This is a genomic window from Paenibacillus sp. sgz302191, assembly GCF_057749925.1.
The window spans coordinates 104,154-125,646 of sequence record NZ_JBYLHY010000004.1 but is presented as its reverse complement, the minus strand read 5'-3'; the positions used below and the strand labels follow the sequence as shown (position 1 = coordinate 125,646).

The window sequence follows — 21,493 nt, the reverse complement described above, 5'->3', positions numbered from 1 at the left end:
GTCTGCGGCTTCTTCCTGGGCGGTGTCAGCGGCTAAGGTTATTGACATGATGCCGGCCTTTTGGCACCACCAAAGGAGAGCCCGAAATGGGGTCCTTGATCACCGTGCAATCAAGCCCGAAAATGTCTTTGACCAATGTGCTTGTAATAACCTTCGATGGCTCGCCCTCGGCAACAAGCTTTCCTTTGTAAAGCGCGAAAATATGGTCCGCATAACGCGCGGACAAGTTAATATCATGAAGCACCATCATAATCGTAGTTCCGTGTTTGCGGTTAAGGTCTGTGAGCAGGTCAAGAATTTCGACTTGATAGGTGATATCTAAAAAGGTCGTCGGTTCATCGAGAAATAAAATGTCGGTTTGTTGTGCTAGAGCCATTGCAATCCAGACACGCTGTCTTTGACCGCCCGAAAGCTCGTCGATATTATGATTTGCAAACTCCGTTATATCCATAATTCTCATAGCTTCGGCAACTGCCTCATAATCCTTTTTTGTCCATCCGCTGAGCAAGGACTGGTGTGGAAACCTTCCTCGTCCAACCAAATCCGCCACGGAAATTCCTTCCGGAACAATGGGGGATTGCGGCAGCAGTCCTATAACTCGGGCCAACTGTTTGGGCGGTATTTTGCCGATTGGCCTTCCGTCAATAGCGATTTTTCCGGATATAGGCTTTATAAGCCTTGCCAGTGTTTTAAGCAGCGTAGACTTTCCGCAGCCGTTTGCTCCAATAATAACGCTGATTTTATTACTAGGGATAACAAGGTCTACGCCTTGGATAACCGTTTTTTGATCATAGCCGGCTACTAGTTGTTCGGCTTGAAAAAGATGTGTCGGTTTCATTATAATTCTCCCTTTCGATTCATTCGGATTAGCAGGAAGATCAGATACGGCGCTCCGAGCAATCCGGTTATGATACCCACAGGGAATCTGACCTCGAAAGCAAATTGTCCGATTAGATCTGCCGCCAAAACCAAATTAACGCCAACAAGACCCGCCGGAATTACGTTTGAGAAGCCAACTCCGACTAGTCTTTTTGCAATCGGTCCCGAAAGGAAGGAGACAAAGGCTATTGGACCCGTGGTAGCGGTAGCAAGAGCAATCATGCAGACGGAACTCAAAATTAGCGCAATTCTTGTCTTGTCCGTGTCCACCCCGAGAGAAGAAGCCGATTGTTCTCCAAGCTCCAATAGACTTAGATGTTTGCCCAGCACGATAACGATAGGCGCAAAGATTAAAACCGTTATAACAAGAGGCGGAAGCTCGTTCATTTGAGAGCCGTTGAGGCTGCCGCCGAGCCATCTGAGCGCTGCGGGAATATCTTGTTGTGCGCCAACCAGCAGAAGATAGGATATTACCGCGTCCAGCATGGCCTGTATGCCTATTCCGATAAGGATTAATCGCCCGATCGAAAATGACTTTCCCCTGGATAATATATACATGATTATCCCTGTAGTAAGACCAGCGACTACTGAAGCAACGGAAACAACGGCTCTGCTTGTATGAAGTATGGTTATACAAAAAACAGCCGCCGCGCTCGAACCGGAGGTAATACCGATGACATTCGGGTTCGCAAGGGGGTTACGCAGCATGGTCTGGAAGGTGTATCCGGCAAGACCGAAAGCAAATCCGGCGAAAAGACCTGCCAGCATTCTCGGCAGACGTATGGTATTAACCGCAAAAGACACACCTTTAATTTGCTCTCCCGAAAGCGCCCGGATGACATCTTTAACCGGATAAATGGCGCTCCCCAGCAAAAGCATGGCGCAGCAAAGAATGCATGCAAGTACTGCAAGGCAGCCGGTGACAAGTATCCATCGGCGGCGTCTCTGACGTCTGCCCGACATAATCAATTTTACAGATTCATTATTCATAATGAACGCACTTTCGATCTCATAGCTAGAAATATTAGTAACGGAGCTCCTATAAACGCTGTAACTACGCCGACTTCAAGCTCGCCGGGGCTGCCGATAAGCCTGCCGCTTACATCTGATATCGTCAAAATGATTGCTCCCGAAATCGCTGACATGGGTATAACAAAACGCAAGTCGGGGCCGAGAATAAGGCGCATGACGTGAGTGGATAAAAGCCCGACAAAACCAATAGGCCCTGCCAGCGCAGTAGCCGCGCCGCACAAAATAACACCTGCAAGAGCCGAGACCAGCCTCAGCACTCCTGTTCGAACGCCCATTCCGGTCGCAACATCGTCTCCCAGTGCCAGTGCATTTAATGCCGGGGCAGCACTAATAGCGATCAGTATGCCGACGATCAGAAACGGGACGAAAGTGGCAATAGCGCTCCAGGTTGCCGAGCCGACGCTTCCCACTTGCCAAAACCTGAATTGATCCATGACATAAGAGCGTGGAATCATGATGGCGGTGACCAGAGAAGAGAGGGCGGCGCTTGTAGCGGCTCCCGCCAAAACAAGCTTAATGGGCGTAGCGCCGCCACGCCCCATAGAACCGATTCCGAATACAAAAACTGCAGTAATCGCAGCCCCGGCTAAAGCCAGCCATATGTAATGATTTGCGGTGCTTATGTTCAAAAACGCAATCCCGCAAACCACAAACAAGGATGCGCCTGTGTTAACTCCCAGTATACTCGGGTCTGCAATCGGGTTGCGAGTGACCGATTGCATAAGCGCTCCGGAAACTCCGAGTGCCGCACCGCAAAATAAACCGAACACGGTTCGGGAAAACCTTTTGCGAACCACGTTTGCCCCGTAAGAGTCTATGTCATGGTGAAATATACCGTCTATCAGTTCATGAAACCTCACCAGCCGAGAGCCTAAGACGAGAGACGCAATCACGCACACGCCGAGCAAGACAATACAAATTACCAGAACTTTCGTAAAGTTTTTCGGCATATGCGAGCTTAGCTGTTTGTTTTTTGAAACCGAAGAACTATTCATTGATCTTATTAATAGCTCCTCCGATTAATTTCAGGTACTCATCAATGGTATAAGCTATCGAAAGCGGATTCGGGGTTCCGGCAGCTACTAAAGGCGTATCGCTATCAACAAACACGACAGATCCTCTCTTGATCGCAGGAATTTTGCCTAGCAGGGAATCGGCTTTAACGGCTTGATACAATTCGGCATTGCCATATCCAATTAATAAATCTGCATCATAAAGGGCCTCGGCATTCTCAGCGCTTAATTTCAAGGAGTAGCTGGTAGGGTCCGTAATCTGTTTCGTAACCCTTTCAGGATAAACCATTCCCAGCTCATGCAGGAAAGAGACGCGAGAGTCTACAGGTGTATAAATATGCAGTTGAGACATATCTTTAGCCGAGAAGTTGACCCAAACGACTTTCTTGCCTTTAATCTGAGGATATTCGCTTAGCTTTGCTTTAACCATGTTCTCGGTGTCCTTAATAAGTTGTTCGCCTTCCGCTTTCATGCCCATACCGGTTGCGTTCAAAATGACTTGCTCACGCCACGTGGTTGACCAAGGAGCGGTCGGATATGCCACAACCGGAGCGATTTTACTAAGAATACCGTAGTCTTCCTTAGTGATACCGGAGTAAGCTGCAAGAATGACATCCGGGTTTGCATTTGAAATAGCCTCAAAATCAAGGCCGTCCGTATCCTGGAAAACATTCGGGTCCTTTACGCCGAGTTCCTTGAGCTTTTTAGCTGTCCAAGGCAAAAGTCCGCTGCCGTCCTGAACGCCGAAATTCGCCGCCGAGAAGCCTACAGGTACGACTCTGAGAGCGAGAACAACATCATGATTAGCCCATTGAATTGTAACAACTCGTTTAGGCTTGCTTGCAATTACAGTTTCGCCAAAAGCATGCTTGATCACGATCGGATATTTAGAATTTGCATCTTGGGGAGCGGGCGTTTCTGTTTTAGGCGTTTCGGTACTTGCCGAAGCATTCACAGTCGGAGCAGGTGTTGAGCTTGATTGCTGGCTTGAACAACCAACTAGGGGGATCATAAGCACAGCCGAAATTATGAATGTTCTTAATGAGAGTTTTCGTTTTGCAATCATTTACATACCCTTCCTTAGCATGATCTGTAAAGTCGAGATCTTGCCCGATGATGTTCTCGGGATTGTCTTCCGGCACGTCTTCGACGCCCTTCAGCTTCCCGGTGAAACGCTCGAGAGTTTTTCCCGCAGCTCTGATCGCGACCATGAGGATCAGCAGCAAGGGGATGCGCTTTTAACTTTTGGGCCTTTCATCATAAATGATAATGATTATCATCGTCACTAATATAAATCCTCATTGACGGGTTGTCAATGAAAAAATACGGTTCAGTTACAAATCACGTTCAGTTCCAAACGGGCCTTGAGGTAAGTTTTTATGTTCCCATTTTAAAAATCGCTGGTAAAGAAGCTCATGGGTCACGGATGAAGATTCAATCTGAGTTGGTTTCGAGCTAAAGAACGTTTGGGGCTAGGCCGTTATTTTCTGTTGACATTTTAGTATGATCGTACTCTCTATTTGGCGGCTGTCCGCAATCCGCTTCAGAAGAAAGGATGATGAGAATGAAGCGTATCGACCCGAGAGCGGTTCACGGAGAACGGAGGGATGGATAACGGCTGCGGTATGTCTCGCCGTTGTCGCCGCACTTGGAGTTTTGACCGTGCGTTTTGACTGGCCGAGATGGATTTTCACACTGACGGTGGTGCTTGCAGCAGCGATCGCGGTACTGGAGCTAGCGGTGCTCCCGGGGCTGAAATACCGTTCGTGGCGGTATGCGGTCGCCGAAAAGGATGTCGAGCTTCATCACGGGATTTAGGTGCGCAAGCGGACGCTTTTTCATGGATTGGGGCTTCAGGCTGGAGGCACAGGGCGACACGCTGACGATCAAGCGGGGCTTGCTGGAAAAGAAACAGGCTATCATTACGGCCCGGCGCATTCGAGCGGTGCGCGTGACGGAAAATTCGCTGCACAGGCTGTTCGGCATGGCCAGCGTCCGGATCGTCGTTGTGGGCAGCTCAGAAAAAGACAAAATTAATTTGGGCAAAATTTACAATTTACATATTCATGCTCTCATTTGCCTTCTGTCAAAAGAAAGACAAGTCCCGTCAAGTGAGTAAAGCAAAAGAACGAGGTAAGGAATACTACATTCCTAACCTCGTTCGAAAGATACTATGTGCACAACATCTTTTTTTATTCGGCTTTAGCTACTGCGATCTCTTTCAGAGCATCATTAAAATCTAAACTACTCCTTTCTAAAAGGGAAATTTTTTTTTCCTCTTCATACGTCCGTTCAATTAAAAATTCTTTAATAAGCGTCTGATAGCCCTTTTTTCTTAGCCTAGCTAAAGTACGAATGCGTAGGAGTAAATCCTCGTCGATACGAATAGAAATAGTTGCAGATTTCCTTTTTGGCAAGTCGTGATCCTCTTCTTCTACAATTGAAGCTTCCAATAACTCCTCACTCATTGTATGGTTCGACCAAAATTCCGCTGCTTCCGAATCACTCATATTTTCTGGTATTTGGTCTCTTGAAGTAATTATTTTCATAATTATCGATTCCTCCTTTTGTATGTTTTGGCCTCAGATTCAGTAGCATCACGTGCTGTTATTACTCTTATTCTTCCCTTTACCTTCTTTACGTAAATCACGACTAAACGTCTTCCATCCTCTGTAGCACCAATAATGCCTAAGTTACCACTATGTGCAGAAAATTTCACCCTCTGCGGATCCATTAAAGCATCTTCTGCTTCAAACGGTTCAACGTTATGACGAGCAATGTGTTCTATGTTTTCTTCATCCCATATAAATGATGACACTAATGCTTCCCCTCAATCATGTATATTCCTATGTATATACAATTGTAACACATTTTATTCGTTGTAAGATCGTTTCAAGAAAATAATTTATTACCCGAAATGAGCTCTGTCTCATTCGGCTTTTATGTCAACTTGCCGTTACAGACAGCACGGTGAACCGTATCATATGTACGAACTATGAGCGGCAGTCATATAGAGATGACCTTCGGCCTCCTCTGTAAAAGCATCAGAATATCCGTTGAAGCATGCATGCTCAAAGCTTTTTCAATTTTGAAGCAGGAGCTTTTTGAACAATCGGTGTGTTCATCTCGGGCGGCTTGAGTTGCGGCTTAAAATTTTTAATAGCACTAATCGGGTGTAAAGAAAGGTATAATAAAGCGGAGGAAGAAAATCCTAAAGGGGATTACCTTGTATAAGTTCAAGAAATCAAACGAAAAAAGGTGCTGCGATGACAGAAAAAATAGCAGTCATAAATACCGGATGGAACTTCGATAACAGTTATGCCCGTCTGCCGGAGTTGTTTTTTTTCGGGTCGAACCCAACCCCTGTGCGCTCGTCGAAGTTGATCATTCTTAATAATCCTTTGGCAGCGTCATTAGGGTTAAACGTTCAAGCGCTGCAAAGCAGAGAAGGCGTAGCGGTGCTTTCCGGCAACAGAGTTCCTGAAGGGGCGTCGCCGCTTGCCCAAGCTTACGCCGGGCATCAATTCGGGCATTTTACGATGCTGGGAGACGGCCGGGCTCTGCTGCTTGGCGAACAAATCACTCCGCGGGGCGAACGGTTTGACATTCAGCTTAAGGGTTCGGGGCGAACGCCATACTCCCGGCGAGGCGACGGGCGAGCGGCGCTGGGGCCGATGCTGCGCGAATACGTGATCAGCGAAGCCATGCATGCGCTTGGTATTGCTACCACCCGCAGTCTGGCTGTGGTGACGACCGGAGAGTCCATCATCCGCGAAACTGAACTGCCTGGTGCGATTTTGACCCGCGTGGCTGCCAGTCATCTGCGCGTCGGGACCTTTCAATACGTTTCAGCACGGGGGACTATCCAGGATCTCCGGACTCTGGCCGATTACACATTGCAAAGACATTTTCCTGAGGTTGATCCTGGTGAGAACCGTTATCTTGCCCTTCTCCAGGAAGTGATTAAGCGTCAGGCCGCGCTGATTGCCAAATGGCAGCTTGTGGGTTTTATTCACGGGGTGATGAACACCGATAATATGGCCATTAGCGGGGAAACCATCGATTATGGCCCGTGCGCCTTCATGGATGCCTATGACCCGGCAACGGTATTCAGTTCCATTGATATGCACGGCCGATATGCTTATGGCAATCAACCGTATATCGCCGCATGGAATCTTGCGAGAATTGCCGAAGCCCTGCTGCCGCTGCTTCATGACAATGAAGAGCAGGCTATCAAACTGGCCGAGGACGCGATTTCCGGTTTTACCGGGTTGTTTCAAAGCCATTGGCTCGCGGGAATGAGGGCGAAGCTGGGGATCTTTGGCGAAGAGCCGCAGGATGAGGCCCTTATCAAAGATCTCCTCAACATCATGCAGAAGTATCGTGCTGACTACACTAATACCTTCCGCGCATTTACGATGGATCAACTGGAGGATACGGGGCTGTTCGGCACCCCGGAATTTGCTTCGTGGCGGGAGCTGTGGCAGGCGAGACTAGGCAGGCGGCAGGAATCAAAAGCCGACTCGCACCAGTTGATGCGCAGCAGCAACCCCGCGGTAATCCCGCGCAACCATCGGGTCGAAGAGGCGCTGGAAGCCGCGGTGACAGAGGGGGATTACAGCGTGATGGAGCGGCTTCTTGATGTGCTTTCGAGCCCTTACGCGTACTCTGCCGAACAGGCCGAGTACTCCACATTGCCTGAGCCATCCGACTGTCCTTACCAAACCTTTTGCGGGACATAGCAATAAGCGCACAGTAATGAAGAGGGGCGGGCAGCCCCTCTTTTTGCGTATATCCGGGCGTCTAACGATCTTATCAAGATTTTAAGACTTCAATGCTTTCGTCGCACCAATGAATTAAACTGCGGAATTGGCTTTTCCCATAATTAATGGTGATAAGCCAGTATTTATAATTTTGATCTTCCGATTGCTCGTTGCGAAGCCAATTTTCGAGTTCTTCAAAAATATGCAGGCTTTCTTCCAACTTGCTTTTATGTTCCCGGACATGTTGAATGATAGCTTCAGGCGGGGCGTTGCTGCCAAAAAACACCCTTAATAGCAGTTCATTCTTTTTTAGCATCACCATATGCTCCATCGGTTGAGACAACCAGTCGGATAGTGTAAGTTTTCCCTGTTCTGTAATGCTGTACACTTTTTTATCCGGCTTTCCTTTTTGTCGTTTCACATCCACGGTAATATCTTTGCGTTTCAGCAGCTCGGCAAGGCTGGGATAAATTTGACCATAGTTTTCATTCCAAAAATAACTGGTGCTTTTCTCCATATGCTGTTTAATATCGTAACCCGTATGGGGACCTAAAGTTAGAATGCCAAGTACTGCAAACATAGTGTTGGTTTTCCCGGTCTGCTGGGCCATTTGGTTTACCTCCTAAAATCGTGCAAGACATCTCGGATTCATCGCGAAAATCGGATTGAGATCATTATAAAACATTTCAGTTTCGATCACATATATTAACCTTGACGTTAATTGTGACCTTCAATTATCCGGGAAAATATACGTAGTAGAAAAAAGACGATAATCGTAGAATCATTGAGAAATTCATTAATATAAGCGCTTACATGGGCTTATCTATCACTGAAAATGTTTAGACCTGCAAGTATAATCGAAGACAGCGAATATCGGACCCGACAATCCTGAGAGTGGAGCGTCAACGACAACATCATATAGGGAGAGATGATCTTGCTGCAGTGGTTTCGACAAGGTTTCTTCGGCAACGTTCGCCAAGATCTGTTGTCCGGGTTAACCGTCGCTTTTGCGTTAATTCCGGAAGCGATCGCGTTTTCGATTATGGCGGGGGTTGACCCCATGGTCGGGCTTTACGCGTCTTTTATTATCGCGGTTACCATTTCTTTCGTCGGGGGCCGGCCGGGGATGATTTCTGCGGCGACGGGAGCGATGGCTTCATTAATGGGCCCTCTTGTGGCCCGGTACGGGATTGAGTATTTATATGCCGCCAGCATTTTGACCGGTGTACTGCAATGGGCGATGGGCGCCGCCAAGTTCGGAAGATTTATTACGTTTGTGCCGCATTCGGTCATTATCGGTTTTGTGAACGCGCTGGCCATTATTATTTTTATGGCCCAACTGCCTAACTTTGCCGGAGAGTCGTGGCCGATGTATACACTCGTAGCGGGTACGCTGCTCATTATTTACGGGCTGCCGCGGTTGACGAAAGCCGTACCTTCGGCGCTCGTTGCCATCATTGTCATGACGATAATCGCCGTAGTATTTCATATCGATGTACGTACTGTAGGCGATATGGGGACGATCAAGCAGGCGCTGCCCATGTTGCATCTTCCGCAAATCGAGCTTTCATGGGGGATGTTCCTGCATATTTTGCCATATTCGCTGGCGCTTGCCGTAGTCGGGATGACCGAGTCGCTGCTTACGGCTACCATCGTGGACGAAATGACGGAAACCAAGAGCGACAAGAACAGGGAGGTCAGAGGGCAGGGCATCGCCAACGTGCTGACCGGATTTTTCGGCGGGATGGCCGGCTGTGCAATGATCGGGCAGACGGTCATTAACGTCAAGTCAGGCGGACGGACGCGACTTTCGACTTTTGTAGCAGGGGTGTTTCTGCTTTTCCTGATCCTAGTGCTGGCGCCGGTCGTCCGGCAAATTCCGATGGCGGCTCTGGTCGGCGTCATGTTCATGGTTTCGCTGGGCACTTTTGACTGGAATTCGCTCCGCACTTTGCACAAAATCCCCCGCGGCGACGCCGTCGTCATGGTGCTTACGGTGATCATCGTCGTAGTGACATCCGACCTTGCGATTGGCGTCGTAAGTGGCGTGATCCTCAGCGCGCTGAATTTTGGTTGGAAAATGGCGAGGCTTCGGGCGGTTTCTCATTATAATAGTAGAGAACATAAAGTTTATGAAATTTCGGGGCAGCTGTTTTTCGGTACGATGAGCCATTTTGTCGATTTGTTCGATGCGCACGGGGATCCTCAGCATGTGATCATCGATTTGCGCGCTTCCCACGTATGGGATCAATCGGCCGTGACGGCGATTTCGAAGGTGATACAGAAGTACGAGCAACTTGGCAAAACTGTCGCGATTACCGGCTTAAATCCGGAAAGCCAACAGTTGGTCAATCAGGCGGGGCTGTCATCCAACCAGCCCAATTAAAAAAGCGGCCTTATCCGGCAGTATGTAACTGCTGGGCAAGGCCGCTTTTTCTAAAGGTTTACTTTTGCACTTGATAACCAGGGGTGCTGATGGCGTCCGCGATCTTCGAAGCGGCTTCAGCGTAGTACTTGTCGGCATCGGTTTGGGAAGCGCGGTTCTGGGACACTTCGTATTGAAGATCCTGTTTCGCGAGATCCGTCAGCTTCTCATACAGTTTGCCGGGCTCCAAGGCGGCTGAAGCTTCGAGGGATTTGCCCCCGCGCAAGTCGCTTAATACGTCTGCCAAATCTTTATCGGCAAAATTGGCCGTGTCAATAATCACTTTGCCGACGCGGTTAGTGACGATTTTTTCCAGATCGGAAGGAGCGGGCTTGGCAGCTTCCTCAGGTTGGTATCCCGGGGTGCTGATAATGTCCGAAATTTTCGCGGCGGCTTCGGCATAATACTTGTCGGCATCGGCTTGAGAAGCGTGGTTCTGGGACACTTCGTATTGAAAATCCTGTTTCGCAAGATCCGTCAGCTTTTCATACAGCTTGCCGGACTCCAGGGCAGCCGAGGCTACGAGAGATTTGCCTGAACGCAAGTCGTTTATAACGTCTTTTTCATCTTTATCGGCAAAATTGGCGGTGTCCGTAATAATTCTACTGATACGGTTTGTCACAATTTGCTCCAGGTCGGAAGAAGCAGCCTTGGCTTCTTCGGGCTGATACCCTGGCGTACTGATAATGTCCGAAATTTCCGCAGCGCCTTTGGCGTAATATTTATCGGCATCGGCTTGGGAAGCGCGATTTTGCGACACTTCAAACTGAAGATCCTGCTTCAACAAGTCCAGCAGTTTTTCGGACAGTTTGCCGGGCTCCAAAGAAGCAGCCGAGGCTACTAGGGACTTTCCTGAGCGCAGATCGTTCAGTACATCGGTATCATCTTTATCCGCGAAAGAGGCGGTAGCCGAAATAATGTTACTAATCCGGTTCGCTACAATTTGTTCCAGATTGCTGGAAGCAGGTTTGGCAGCTTCGGGTTGGTAGCCTGGCGTGTTGATGATGTTCGAAATTTTTTCGGAAGCCACAGCGTAGTACTTGAGTGCATCGGCTTGGGTGGCGACGTTCGCAGAAACCTGGTATTGGATTTCTTGATAAGCGGCATCCAACAATTTTTTGCTCAGTTCGCCCGGGTCCAAAGGTGAAGAGGCAACCAGTGATTTGCCTGAGCTCAGATCGTTCCGGACGTCTTTTTCATCTTTATCCGAAAGCACAGCGGAATCCAGAATAATGCGATCCAAACGATTCAAAACGATATGGGCCAGAACGGCCTGGCCGTCAGCGGATGCGACCTGATATCCTTGCGTATCGACAACTTGGCTTAATTTTTTGCTTGCGGCTGTTTCCCCGGCTTGTAATTGGTCTTTCGGAATGATTCCGAAGCCCACAGCTTCCTGCAGATCGGCGTTAACGATATCGCTCAATCTTTTCAAAATGTCGGAGCTGCTAAGACCGGAAGCCTGAGTCAAGCTTTGTCCGCTCGCAAGGGAGGAATAGATGTCGCTCTCTTTTTTCCCGGAAACGTAAGCCGTATCCCCTACCAAAGTGGAAAGTCTGTAGCTAATAAGCTGGTTGGCGAAGGAATCCGCTTGAAGGGTTGAAGCTGAAGCGGATGCGGTGGTTTCGGCGGCAAAAGCTTTACCGGCGGATGCGGCAGTTCCCGACAATAACAGGACAGCGGCAAGAGTGCTGGATGTTAAAATTTTTAGTGATTTTCTCATAAAAGGCTCTCTCCTTTTTCTCTGTGAAATGAAGCTTAAGTAGTCGATAATGTATTTATCGTTAACTACGTTGTTAACGTGAATAATAATACTAAATTTATCCTGCGTCAATTCCTAAAAATGGAATGTCGCAAAATGTTCACAAATTGAAAATACAATAAAATATTTTTCTCATGGTTGACTGGCATGTTGCTTTTGTCTATGATAGTGGCAAACATACTCGAAAAATGCGAACAGTAGGAGCGTAAAGAATGGATACTCATGATCACTCTTTCTGCGAATGGAAGCAAAATATAAGTGATTTTTTGTCGTTAAGCTACGAACGCAAGGGGTATAGTCCGCTGGTTGGGAAAATATTTACCCAGCTTTTGTTCGCTACGGAACCGCTCAGTTTACAGGATTTGGTTGAAGAAACGGGTGTTACCAAAGCTGCGGTAAGCATTCAGATCCGCCATATGGAAAGACTCGGCATGTGCCGGAAGATGCCCTCAAGCAATGACCGAAGAGATTATTACTATATGTCGGAGACTTATATTTTGAAACACGCCCAGCGCATTATTTACGATCTGGAAATGTTCCAGACTTGGGCCGACAAAACGGTCAATGAAATATCTTCGGTTGCAACCTCCGATCCGGATCAACAGAACGAGCTTCTGCGCTTTAAACAACGATTCTCGCCAATTGCCGCTATGTACAACAAATTGCTCCCGGTTATCAAAGAAGTCGAGGAAGAGTTCAGGAAGAGAGCGGCGGATTCCCGCAAAAATATTGAAAACCATACTTGAAAGCCTGGTATCGTTCCGTTCGCGCGGTTGTATCAGGCTGCTTCGCATTTCCCTGGAAAATGTATGCAGGGCTCCCAACTTTCATTCGTTTATATTCAGTTAATAAAACGCTTATATACTCCATCTTGTAAATCACGCAAAAGGGAGTAGAGAGTATGAAAACAAAACAGGCGAATTCAACCGCTCGTACCGATTGGAGAGCGTTCTTTCGGCTTCTGATGCAGACGAATCCTCCGAAGCTTGTGCTCGGCATAGCATTAGGCTTAAGCGTCATTTCCACACTTGTGGGGCTTGTCATTCCGCTGTTTACCAAAAATGTGGTCGACAGCTTCTCCGTCAGTTCGCTCAGCCAGGGGCAGATTCTCGGGATGGCGGGAGCTTTTGTCGCGCAGGCTTTGGCCTCCGGGGTTTCGGTCTACTTGCTGGCTTATGCGGGGAACCGTGTTGTCGCGGGGATTCGGGACCGTCTGTGGAAAAAGCTGCTCGTCCTGCCGGTTCACTTTTACGACAGCCGCCAGACCGGGGACACGATCAGCCGGATGACGAACGATACGTCTGTTATTAAGGGCCTTATTACCGAACATATGACAGGTTTCGTCACAGGCATCATTTCGATTGTCGGCTCTATTGTCGTGCTGCTTTACATGGATTGGAAAATGACGCTGATCATGTTCAGCGTGTTCCCGATCGCGTTCGTTATCCTGTTTCCGCTCGGCAGACAAATGTACAAAGTGTCCAAAGACATGCAGGCCGAAACGGCAAGCTTCACATCCGTTTTGAATCGGGTGCTGTCGGAAATTCGTCTCGTGAAAGCGGCGAACGCCGAGCCGGGCGAGTACCGGGAAGGGGCTTCCGGCATCCGGAAGCTGTTCCAATACGGGCTGAAAGAGGGCAAAATTCAAGCGCTGATGGCGCCGCTCGTCTCTTTCGTCATGTTGATGCTGCTTGTCGTGCTCTTCGGGTACGGGGGAATGCGGGTATCCTCGGGAGCTATTTCCGCGGGGCAGTTAGTCGCTTTCATGCTGTATTTGTTCCAGATCGTGATGCCGATTACGCAGATTACGCAATTTTTCAATCAGGCGCAGAAGTCGCTGGGAGCTACGGACACGATTCTGCAAGTGTTAGACCACGAGGAAGAGGACCTGTATTCCGGAGATCCGGTGACGGACCCGGCACAGCCGATCCGGTTGGAGCATGTAACGTTCAACTACAAGAATGAGGAGCCTGTGCTCAAAAATGTAAGCTTTACGATGGAGTCGGGCAAGGTGACCGCCATCGTCGGTCCGAGCGGTAGCGGTAAAACGACGCTGTTCTCGCTTCTGGAGCGGTTCTACACCCCGCAGGCCGGAAACATCACGATCGGCGGTGACTCCATCGAGCGGTTCTCCCTGCATTCATGGAGGAGCCAGATCGGTTATGTGTCGCAGGAAAGCCCGCTGATTGCCGGTACGATCCGCGACAACATTTGCTACGGAATGGAACGGGAGGTCACGCTCGAAGAGCTCGAACGCGCATCCCGGATGGCGTACGCCGATGCGTTCATTGACGAGCTGCCGATGAAATACGAGACGGAAGTCGGGGAGCGCGGCATCAAGCTGTCCGGCGGGCAGCGCCAGCGGATCGCGATTGCCCGGGCGCTGCTGCGGAATCCGAAAATTTTGATGCTCGACGAAGCGACCTCAAGCCTGGACAGCAAATCCGAAGTCGTGGTGCAGCAGGCGCTGAACAACCTTATGCAGGGCCGGACGACGCTGGTCATCGCCCATCGTTTATCCACGGTCGTTGACGCCGATCGCATCATTTTTTTGGAGAAAGGCGTTATTACCGGCAGCGGTACCCATCAGCAGCTGCTTGAGTCGCATGAGCTGTACCGCGAGTTCGCCGAGCAGCAGCTCCAGCATCCGGCGAGTCCGCAGCTGCAAACGGAAGCCGAATTTCACTAAGCTAGGAAAAGGCATCTCTGCCCAGCGCCATTTTGGGGGAGATGCCTTTTTTGTGCAGCGCAGGAGGAAACCGTTCGATGTCGAATACTTATTTTTGAAAGTATGGGTGGAGGTGGAAATTTTATCGTGCAAGTACAAGCAAACAGGGAACTCTTGATAAGCTGTGTGGGCCTGTCGGCCGTGATGGCGCTGATGATCGGTTTGTACGGCTCAAGGAAGGAACCGCACATCGTTGCCGTTCTGACTGTATTCATTTGGCTGGCAGCCATCGGCATGCTGTATGTCATCTATCGGCGGTTGTCGATCAAGCTGGCTCACAAACAAAATACGATTGCCTGGATGATCGGCCAAATTCCCGGGGGCTTTCTGTCTGTCGACAGCCGCAATAGGGTGGATTTTGCGAGCGAAGGCGCCCTTGAGCTTATCCGGTCATTGACAAACCGGGATCAAACGGCGATCGGGATTGATGTCAGCGAACTGTTTGCGCAGGCGGGCATTCAGGAAGAAATCCGCGGTATTCTCGGGATGATCCGCAGCGGGGAGAACTGCAGCAAAAAGCGGATTACTGTACAGGAAAAGGCGCTATTGTTCAACGCCGCTCCCATTATCGACCCGCATACAAGGCAAATTGCCGGCGCCATGATGCACATGCAGGATGTATCGGCTGCCGCGGCTGCGGCCAATCAAGCCAAGGAGTTTAATGACAGCGTGCTCGGAGATGCCGTTCATCTTCAGACGCTGCTTGATCTTCTGCCGCTTATGGTACTCGCTGTGGACAAGGATGAGCGGATTACGATCGTGAACGAAGCGTTCCTGGGCTATTTTCCGTGCTGCAGCCGGGGCAGTTTGATCGGAACGTGCTTCCGGAGTTTTGTCGCGCGGCAGGGAGGCAATTTTGAAGAAATGGCTCTAATCCAAGCGCTGCAAGGATACCGGACGGTTGCGCAGGAAATTGAGCTGAACGGGAGAATCTTTTTGAGCTATGCTTACCCGGTGACGGAGAATGGGCATGTAATCGGCGCAGTGGGCGTCTTTCAGGAGATTACGGAGGTCGAAATGCTGAAGCATGAGCGAAGCCAAATGGAAAGGCTCAGTCTTGTCGGACAAATGGCGGCCAGCATCACTCATGAAATCCGTAACCCGATGGCGGTGATCAGAGGATTTATTCAACTGATCAAAGAGCGCACAAGTCCCGATCTTCAGGAATATTTCGCCATTATTCTTGAGGAATTGGACCGGACCAACGAGATCATCAACGACTTTTTATCGTTGGCCAAAAACCGGGTCGTACCGATGGAATCGGATAATATGAACAGAGTCATCAGATCTTTGTATCCGATGATTGTGGCGGACGCCAACTTGCGGGGGATCGAAGTCGATATGCGGCTGGACCATGATGTGCCGGATATGCTGCTGAACGAGAAGGAGATTAAACAGCTGATTCTCAATTTGGTGCGCAACGGTTTGGAAGCTATGGACGGCAAGGGTGTCATTAAGCTTGAAACGCATGTGGCGGACGAGCAGGTGGAAGTAGCCATTACGGATACCGGATCGGGTATTTCCGAAGAGAAGCTGCAGCGGATTTTCGAACCTTTTTACACATCCAAGGAAAATGGAACCGGCCTCGGCCTCCCGGTATGTCTGAGCATTGTCGAGCGTCACAAAGGAAAGATGAATGCGTTTTCCACCGAAGGCAAGGGCACTGCCTTTATCATGACATTTCCGCTGCACACTTGAGATTGGAAGGGGGGGGTATAAGGTTGGACGGGGAATAGCCTCTTTGCTAGAGAGGTTATTCTTTTATTTTATAAAATATTGAAAATATCCATGTTGACAGCGCATACATATCGATCTATATTATAGTTGAATCTCTATTATTTCATATTTTTATAAAATAAAAAGAAGGGGGTGGCTGAAGGCCAAAAGGCGAAGCCGATTTTGGAAGCGGTTTCGAAAAATCGCTCCACAACAGTCGAAAAGGAGGATTCAGTTGAAGAAATTTTGCATTCGCATGCTTTGCTTATTTATCGTTCTTGGGACAGTGCTGCCTAACCTCGCTTTTGCCGATGCCGTGCTGCCGGGAGCCGGTCCGGTTGCGGATTATCCCTTCGATCGGGATTTTACAACGGTTACGGGCACTACATACGTCATCACGGACAGCACTGTCAACCACTACGACGCGGCAGCTCATGGAGGCGTGACATGGGACGCAGCCGGGAAAATGGGCGGTGCCGCGGTATTAAACGGAACGGACGGATACATCGAGCTTCCCGGCAATGTGACCCGTTCGGCCGATTTTACGTTTGCGGCATGGGTCAAATGGGACGGAACCGGCGGCGGCTGGACCCGCATTTTTGACTTCGGGGGGCCTGGCGGCTTTATGTATCTGACTCCCAGAGGCGCAGGCGACAAGCTTTATTTCAGTATTTACCAGGGTACGGATCAGACCTTGACGGGCGCTGCATTTCCGGTGAACGAGTGGACTCATGTTGCGGTAACGTTGGAAGGCGATGTCGGCAAGCTGTATGTGAGCGGAGAATTGCAAGCGACCAACAATGCCATGACCTACAATCCGGATGCTTTGAACGCGGATGCGATCTGGTTGGGCAAGAGCCGTTTCGCTCCGGCGGATTCGAATTTCAGCGGCAGCATCGATGAGGTGCATATAGCGAACCGGGCCTGGAGCGAGAATGAAATTATAGGCGCATTGATCAGGAATGCTCCCGCGCCTGCGGCGAATAAGCTTCCCAAAATGGATCTGGGCATCGTACAAGACGAGAACAAGTGGACGAGCAACAATACCCATGACGCCGAGCTTATCAAAGTGAACGGCACTTATTACGCATTTTCGACAGACTTTCTGTTTACGGGAGCCGATAAAAAATATTACCCCGACGGCGTCGTGAAGCCGGGCATCCAAATTCGCAAATCGCCGGATCTCGTGCATTGGCAATTTGCGGGTCGCGTCTTTGACCGCGTATCGGACGAAGCGCGGCTCTGGTCCGGAAATACGGAATTTTGGGCGCCTGAAGTTGTGCAGATGAACGGCAAATTTTATTTGTATTATTCCGTTTCCGGTTTCGGTACGCGGAATTCTTATATCGGGCTGGCGACAAGCGAGACGATCGAAGGGCCGTGGCATGATGAAGGGGCGGTTTTCAAGACCAAAAGCGCTGATGACCAGCAAGTGAACGCCATTGATCCGAACATTGTATTCGATGCGGACGGCAGCCCCTGGATGGCGTTCGGCTCGTTTTTCGGCGGCATTTACATCGCCAAGATCGACCCGCAGACCGGCAAACTGGTCCAACCGGGCAATAGAGGCAAGCTGATTGCCAAGCGTCAGGGCGATACCGGAATCCCCGGTCCTGGCATCGAAGGCCCCAACATCATTTACAATCCGGATACGGGGTACTACTATTTGACGGTCAGTTATGAATCGCTGGGCGATACGTACAACGTTCGTGTGGCAAGATCCCGGTCCGTCGACGGCCCTTACGTCGATTATAACGGACATGACATGATCGATACGACAGGATCGAAGGAAACCGGCACGAAAATCATCAACTCCTACGCGTTCGAAGAGGACGCCGGGTGGGCCGGTACAGGCCACGATGCGTGGCTGAAGGACGGGAACAACTACTACATTGCGCATAATGCGCGTGTCGGCGAAGAGCCGCTCTGGTCCGAGCTGTATATACGCAAAGTTTTATGGACGGACGACGGCTGGCCTGCAGCATCCCCGGAGCGCTACGCGGGGGAACAGGAACAAGCCGTATATAAAGCGCAGATTGCAGGCGAATGGGAGCAAATCGTTCTCGACCGCAACGACGACGGCAAGCGCAAATCGTCCGTCATCACGCTGCTGGCCGGTGGCGCGATCGGCTCGCGCGACAGCCGCAATTTTTGGCAGCTAAGCGGCGGTAATACGCTTACGCTTCACTGGTACGCGCCGGATGCGGCCCCGGGCGGTTACTGGATCGACACGGTGAAAATCGCTCCGGCCTGGGATTGGGTCAAGTGGGCTCCGACCCTTGTATTCACAGGCCTGAACCAGTCCGGTACTGCGGTCTGGGGCAAAAAGCTCGGCGAGCTGTCGGATGAAGGCAGCGTGGCATCGGCCAAAGAAAACTTGTCCATCGGAGACGTGACAGCGGTGAAAGGCGACCTGGCACTGCCGGTTACAGGCGTCCGCAATACGAGCATCCGCTGGAATTCGAGCAATCCGGATGTCGTCGCGGCGAGCGGCAAAGTGAATCACCCGCCTTTTGGCTCCGGCAATGTCCAAGTGACGCTTACGGCCACGATTGTCAAAGGCGCGGCGAGCGCTGTCAAAACGTTTCAAGTCACAGTGCTGTCGGCGCCGCATGAAGTCATTGCCAAGTATTCATTTAACGATAGCGGGAATCTGCTGGCTGACAGTTCTGTGAACCATGAGAATCCGACGGCGTTCGGCGGCGTTACCTATGACGCTTATGGCAAAGCCGGCGGCGCGGTCAAGCTGAATGGGACGGACGGATACCTCAAGCTGCCGAACAGTGTCACCGATACCGCGGATTTTACGTTCATGGCTTGGGTCAAATGGGGCGGAGGCGGCGCGTGGCAGCGGATTTTTGATTTTGGCGGCACAGGCGGTTTCATGTTTCTGACTCCTTCCAAAGGCGGGGAAGAGAAGCTGTACTACACGATTTACAAAGGCAAGGATCAGACTTTGATGGGGGGCTCCGCGCTTCCCAAAGATACATGGACGCATGTCGCCGTTACGATTGAGGATCACACCGGTACGTTGTATGTAGACGGACAGGCGGTTGCCGTGAATCCGAATATGACGATCAATCCGCAGGAACTGCTCGCGGATTCCAACTTTATAGGGAAGAGCCGGTTCCCCGATCCGACTTTTAACGGTTCTCTGGACGATGTGGAAATTTTAAGAAAAGCGCTGACCGCGCAGGAAATTCAGGAGCGGATGAATCATCCGGTACAGCCCGCGATGGATAACGGAAGCGGCAGTGGCAGCAGCAGTGGTACGGGCGGTACTTCCGGCGGTGGGGCAGACGGCAGTTCAAGCGGCATCGCGGAAGAACAGGCCGTAGTGAGCGAAGCCTCGTTTATCAAAGGCGCAGATGGCGCGGTTTCCGTAAGCATCGCTAAAGTGGCCAAGCAGGTGTCGATTCCGGTGAACGTCCTGCGCAGCTTGTCGGGGTCGTCTTTGGAACTGAAAAAAGACGGCGTTTCCGTCCGGCTGCCGAAAACGTTGATGGACAAGTGGCTCAGTCAGATAGCCGATGCCGACAAGCCGAAGACGAACATCCTCGTCGGCATGGAGCAAGTCACCGGAGCCTCGGCGGAGCTGTTGAAAAAGCCGGCGGGCACTGAAGTGCGGCCAGCCGGCGCCATCGTCGAACTCCGTCTGCAAATCGCCATCGGCGATAGTCGGCCTGTGACGATCAGCCGGTTTGCCGAAGGAGTTGTGCTGAAGCTGAAAGCCGGCGTCAGCGGAAGCGGCGGGCGGCATTTGCAAAACGTCTATGCTATCGCTGACGACGGAGCTTTGGAGTACGTGCCGGGTCAGTACGCTGACGGTTATTTTACCGCCGCGGTCTGGAATGCCGGCCGATATGCCGTGTTGGAATACGGCAAATCGTTCTCCGACGTCCCGGATAGCCACTGGGCTTCGCTAACGATCAAAAGGATGGTGGCGAAGCAAATTGCCGAAGGCGTCACTGGGACGGTCTTTGAGCCCGAAAGAGACGTAACCCGCGGGCAGTTCGCTGCTTTCCTGGCCCGTACGCTTGGATGGACGGCTCCAAAAGACGCTAATTTCGCAGATGTCGAAGCAGGAAGCGGGTATGCCGGTTCTATAGCGGCGCTGACCGAGGCCGGCATCATTAGCGGCCGGTCGGATACCCGGTTCGCGCCGACGGAGCCGGTCACGCGCGAGGAAGCGGCGGCAATGACAGTCCGCGCATACGAAAAGTCGAAGGGGGCCGCTACTCCACGTCCCGCGGCTGCGGACTTGAGCAACGCCGCCGAAGCAAGCGCATGGGCCGAGGCATATGTCGCAGCCGCCGTGCAGGAAGGCCTTCTGCAAGGCCGGGAAAACCACAGGCTTGCGCCTCGGGAAAACATCACCCGCGCCGAAAGCATGCAATTGCTGTTGAACCTGCTGTCCAAGCAATAACGCCATGTGTGTGTGGATCGCTCTCTGTGCGAACAGCTGCTTTTGGGCTGTTCGCCGGGGGGCGATTTTTTCGCCACTCCAAAGGCGGATGGCGCAGCCGTTTGCGAAGCGGGCGGCAAGCCCGCCAAAGAAGCGCAGGCGTTGTCCGAACATGTAACGCAGCATCGCAGGCCTGGGTTTCGCGCGTGCTGAAAAAAGCCTGCGAAAGTGCAGGCTTTTTCTACGAAAGTGGCTCGTTTTGGCGAAAAACCTGCGATTGTGCAGGAATTTTCGGATAAAATGAGCCAGAGCCCATGTGTTCGCTGAAATTACTGCACATTTGCAGGAATTTCCTGCTGCCGGCGCATCGACGAGTAAAAGCCTGCACTTTTGCAGGCTTTCTTCACACAGCCAAGTATATGTGCCCGCCTAACGGTCTGGGTGCGCCCCACGGGGCGTTTATCGCCCAGATGATATTTCGACGGAGATGGGATAATCGTCACCGAGTCGGAGCCGGTGATTATCAGCGAAGCGATTCTCGGCGCATGTTCCGGCTTCAGGCGACGCCGGTAGGCTGAGCAGCGGGGCTTTAGCCCGCCGCCGAATATGAACAAGCATCAAGGAGCCACGCAGGTGGCGCTTGATGCTTCTTGTATCAACCACCAGTTAGACTAGGGGAATTCGGGAAAGCTTGTTTTTGGGGCAGCTAAGAGCTGAAGTGAGAGCGAGAGAATGACTTGGCACTTGGCAGCACAACGAAAAAGCCTGCA

Annotated in this window: 16 protein-coding genes; 8 read left to right on the top strand and 8 right to left on the bottom strand. The window is 50.8% G+C overall.

Annotation, left to right across the window (positions count from 1 at the left end; translation table 11 throughout):
• Window positions 1-25: 25 nt before the first annotated feature.
• The 4 genes from AC3G2T_RS07275 to AC3G2T_RS07260 are packed head-to-tail and all read right to left on the bottom strand — an operon-like array spanning window position 26 to window position 3,990.
• Window positions 26-838, bottom strand: a complete 813-nt coding sequence (locus AC3G2T_RS07275) for an ABC transporter ATP-binding protein (RefSeq protein ID WP_488435028.1) — start codon at window positions 836-838, stop codon at window positions 26-28.
• A complete protein-coding gene (locus tag AC3G2T_RS07270; protein WP_488435027.1) occupies window positions 838-1,869 on the bottom strand; it encodes a FecCD family ABC transporter permease in 1,032 nt (343 codons plus the stop codon). Before AC3G2T_RS07270 ends, AC3G2T_RS07275 begins: the two co-directional genes overlap by 1 nt.
• The gene (locus AC3G2T_RS07265; RefSeq protein WP_488435026.1) at window positions 1,866-2,906 is read right to left on the bottom strand and encodes a FecCD family ABC transporter permease; all 1,041 of its coding nucleotides are present in this window, start codon (window positions 2,904-2,906) and stop codon (window positions 1,866-1,868) included. Before AC3G2T_RS07265 ends, AC3G2T_RS07270 begins: the two co-directional genes overlap by 4 nt.
• On the bottom strand, window positions 2,899-3,990 hold the full coding sequence (locus AC3G2T_RS07260; RefSeq protein ID WP_488435025.1) for an iron-siderophore ABC transporter substrate-binding protein: 1,092 nt from the start codon (window positions 3,988-3,990) through the stop codon (window positions 2,899-2,901). The genes AC3G2T_RS07265 and AC3G2T_RS07260 overlap by 8 nt, the downstream gene beginning before the upstream one ends.
• Before the next feature lie 437 nt (window positions 3,991-4,427).
• On the opposite strand from AC3G2T_RS07260, the gene AC3G2T_RS07255 reads away from it, so the two are divergent.
• Together AC3G2T_RS07255 and AC3G2T_RS07250 are read left to right on the top strand one after the other, a co-directional pair.
• A complete protein-coding gene (locus tag AC3G2T_RS07255) occupies window positions 4,428-4,742 on the top strand; it encodes a hypothetical protein (RefSeq protein WP_488435024.1) in 315 nt (104 codons plus the stop codon).
• Window positions 4,743-4,764: 22 nt separating this feature from the next.
• Entirely contained in the window at window positions 4,765-5,043 is a 279-nt protein-coding gene (locus AC3G2T_RS07250; RefSeq protein ID WP_488435023.1) for a PH domain-containing protein, read from the top strand.
• 73 nt (window positions 5,044-5,116) lie between these two features.
• Here AC3G2T_RS07250 and AC3G2T_RS07245 read toward each other — a convergent pair whose 3' ends face one another.
• Both AC3G2T_RS07245 and AC3G2T_RS07240 read right to left on the bottom strand, forming a co-directional pair.
• Complete coding sequence (locus AC3G2T_RS07245; RefSeq protein ID WP_474682518.1) at window positions 5,117-5,473, bottom strand: CopG family antitoxin; 357 nt, start codon at window positions 5,471-5,473, stop codon at window positions 5,117-5,119.
• Window positions 5,474-5,475: 2 nt separating this feature from the next.
• The gene (locus AC3G2T_RS07240; RefSeq protein ID WP_488435022.1) at window positions 5,476-5,742 is read right to left on the bottom strand and encodes a BrnT family toxin; all 267 of its coding nucleotides are present in this window, start codon (window positions 5,740-5,742) and stop codon (window positions 5,476-5,478) included.
• Window positions 5,743-6,190: 448 nt separating this feature from the next.
• On the opposite strand from AC3G2T_RS07240, the gene AC3G2T_RS07235 reads away from it, so the two are divergent.
• The gene (locus AC3G2T_RS07235) at window positions 6,191-7,666 is read left to right on the top strand and encodes a protein adenylyltransferase SelO (protein WP_488435021.1); all 1,476 of its coding nucleotides are present in this window, start codon (window positions 6,191-6,193) and stop codon (window positions 7,664-7,666) included.
• 73 nt (window positions 7,667-7,739) lie between these two features.
• On the opposite strand, the gene AC3G2T_RS07230 is transcribed toward AC3G2T_RS07235, so the two are convergent.
• Window positions 7,740-8,297, bottom strand: a complete 558-nt coding sequence (locus tag AC3G2T_RS07230) for a PadR family transcriptional regulator (protein WP_474682521.1) — start codon at window positions 8,295-8,297, stop codon at window positions 7,740-7,742.
• A gap of 318 nt (window positions 8,298-8,615) precedes the next feature.
• On the opposite strand from AC3G2T_RS07230, the gene AC3G2T_RS07225 reads away from it, so the two are divergent.
• Window positions 8,616-10,073, top strand: coding sequence for a SulP family inorganic anion transporter (locus AC3G2T_RS07225; RefSeq protein WP_488435020.1), 1,458 nt, complete (start codon window positions 8,616-8,618; stop codon window positions 10,071-10,073).
• A gap of 58 nt (window positions 10,074-10,131) precedes the next feature.
• On the opposite strand, the gene AC3G2T_RS07220 is transcribed toward AC3G2T_RS07225, so the two are convergent.
• Window positions 10,132-11,835: a hypothetical protein gene (locus AC3G2T_RS07220; RefSeq protein WP_488435019.1), complete on the bottom strand. Its 1,704-nt coding sequence runs from the start codon at window positions 11,833-11,835 to the stop codon at window positions 10,132-10,134.
• A gap of 251 nt (window positions 11,836-12,086) precedes the next feature.
• Between AC3G2T_RS07220 and AC3G2T_RS07215 the strand changes: the two genes are divergently transcribed.
• The 4 genes from AC3G2T_RS07215 (at window position 12,087) to AC3G2T_RS07200 (ending at window position 20,744) form a co-directional block, all read left to right on the top strand.
• Window positions 12,087-12,620, top strand: a complete 534-nt coding sequence (locus AC3G2T_RS07215; protein WP_474682524.1) for a GbsR/MarR family transcriptional regulator — start codon at window positions 12,087-12,089, stop codon at window positions 12,618-12,620.
• 155 nt (window positions 12,621-12,775) lie between these two features.
• On the top strand, window positions 12,776-14,563 hold the full coding sequence (locus tag AC3G2T_RS07210) for an ABC transporter ATP-binding protein (protein ID WP_488435018.1): 1,788 nt from the start codon (window positions 12,776-12,778) through the stop codon (window positions 14,561-14,563).
• Between the two features lie 126 nt (window positions 14,564-14,689).
• The gene (locus AC3G2T_RS07205; protein ID WP_488435017.1) at window positions 14,690-16,300 is read left to right on the top strand and encodes an ATP-binding protein; all 1,611 of its coding nucleotides are present in this window, start codon (window positions 14,690-14,692) and stop codon (window positions 16,298-16,300) included.
• Window positions 16,301-16,553: 253 nt separating this feature from the next.
• Window positions 16,554-20,744 (top strand): LamG-like jellyroll fold domain-containing protein, encoded by a 4,191-nt coding sequence (locus AC3G2T_RS07200; RefSeq protein ID WP_488435016.1) that lies wholly within the window; start codon window positions 16,554-16,556, stop codon window positions 20,742-20,744.
• Window positions 20,745-21,493: the final 749 nt, after the last annotated feature.

Coding starts and splice junctions, on each gene's coding strand:
- AC3G2T_RS07275 (WP_488435028.1), bottom strand. CDS start 838: ATGAAACCGACACATCTTTTTCAAGCCGAACAACTAGTAGCCGGCTAT.
- AC3G2T_RS07270 (WP_488435027.1), bottom strand. CDS start 1,869: ATGAATAATGAATCTGTAAAATTGATTATGTCGGGCAGACGTCAGAGA.
- AC3G2T_RS07265 (WP_488435026.1), bottom strand. CDS start 2,906: ATGAATAGTTCTTCGGTTTCAAAAAACAAACAGCTAAGCTCGCATATG.
- AC3G2T_RS07260 (WP_488435025.1), bottom strand. CDS start 3,990: ATGATTGCAAAACGAAAACTCTCATTAAGAACATTCATAATTTCGGCT.
- AC3G2T_RS07255 (WP_488435024.1), top strand. CDS start 4,428: ATGATCGTACTCTCTATTTGGCGGCTGTCCGCAATCCGCTTCAGAAGA.
- AC3G2T_RS07250 (WP_488435023.1), top strand. CDS start 4,765: ATGGATTGGGGCTTCAGGCTGGAGGCACAGGGCGACACGCTGACGATC.
- AC3G2T_RS07245 (WP_474682518.1), bottom strand. CDS start 5,473: ATGAAAATAATTACTTCAAGAGACCAAATACCAGAAAATATGAGTGAT.
- AC3G2T_RS07235 (WP_488435021.1), top strand. CDS start 6,191: ATGACAGAAAAAATAGCAGTCATAAATACCGGATGGAACTTCGATAAC.
- AC3G2T_RS07230 (WP_474682521.1), bottom strand. CDS start 8,297: ATGGCCCAGCAGACCGGGAAAACCAACACTATGTTTGCAGTACTTGGC.
- AC3G2T_RS07225 (WP_488435020.1), top strand. CDS start 8,616: ATGATCTTGCTGCAGTGGTTTCGACAAGGTTTCTTCGGCAACGTTCGC.
- AC3G2T_RS07220 (WP_488435019.1), bottom strand. CDS start 11,835: ATGAGAAAATCACTAAAAATTTTAACATCCAGCACTCTTGCCGCTGTC.
- AC3G2T_RS07215 (WP_474682524.1), top strand. CDS start 12,087: ATGGATACTCATGATCACTCTTTCTGCGAATGGAAGCAAAATATAAGT.
- AC3G2T_RS07210 (WP_488435018.1), top strand. CDS start 12,776: ATGAAAACAAAACAGGCGAATTCAACCGCTCGTACCGATTGGAGAGCG.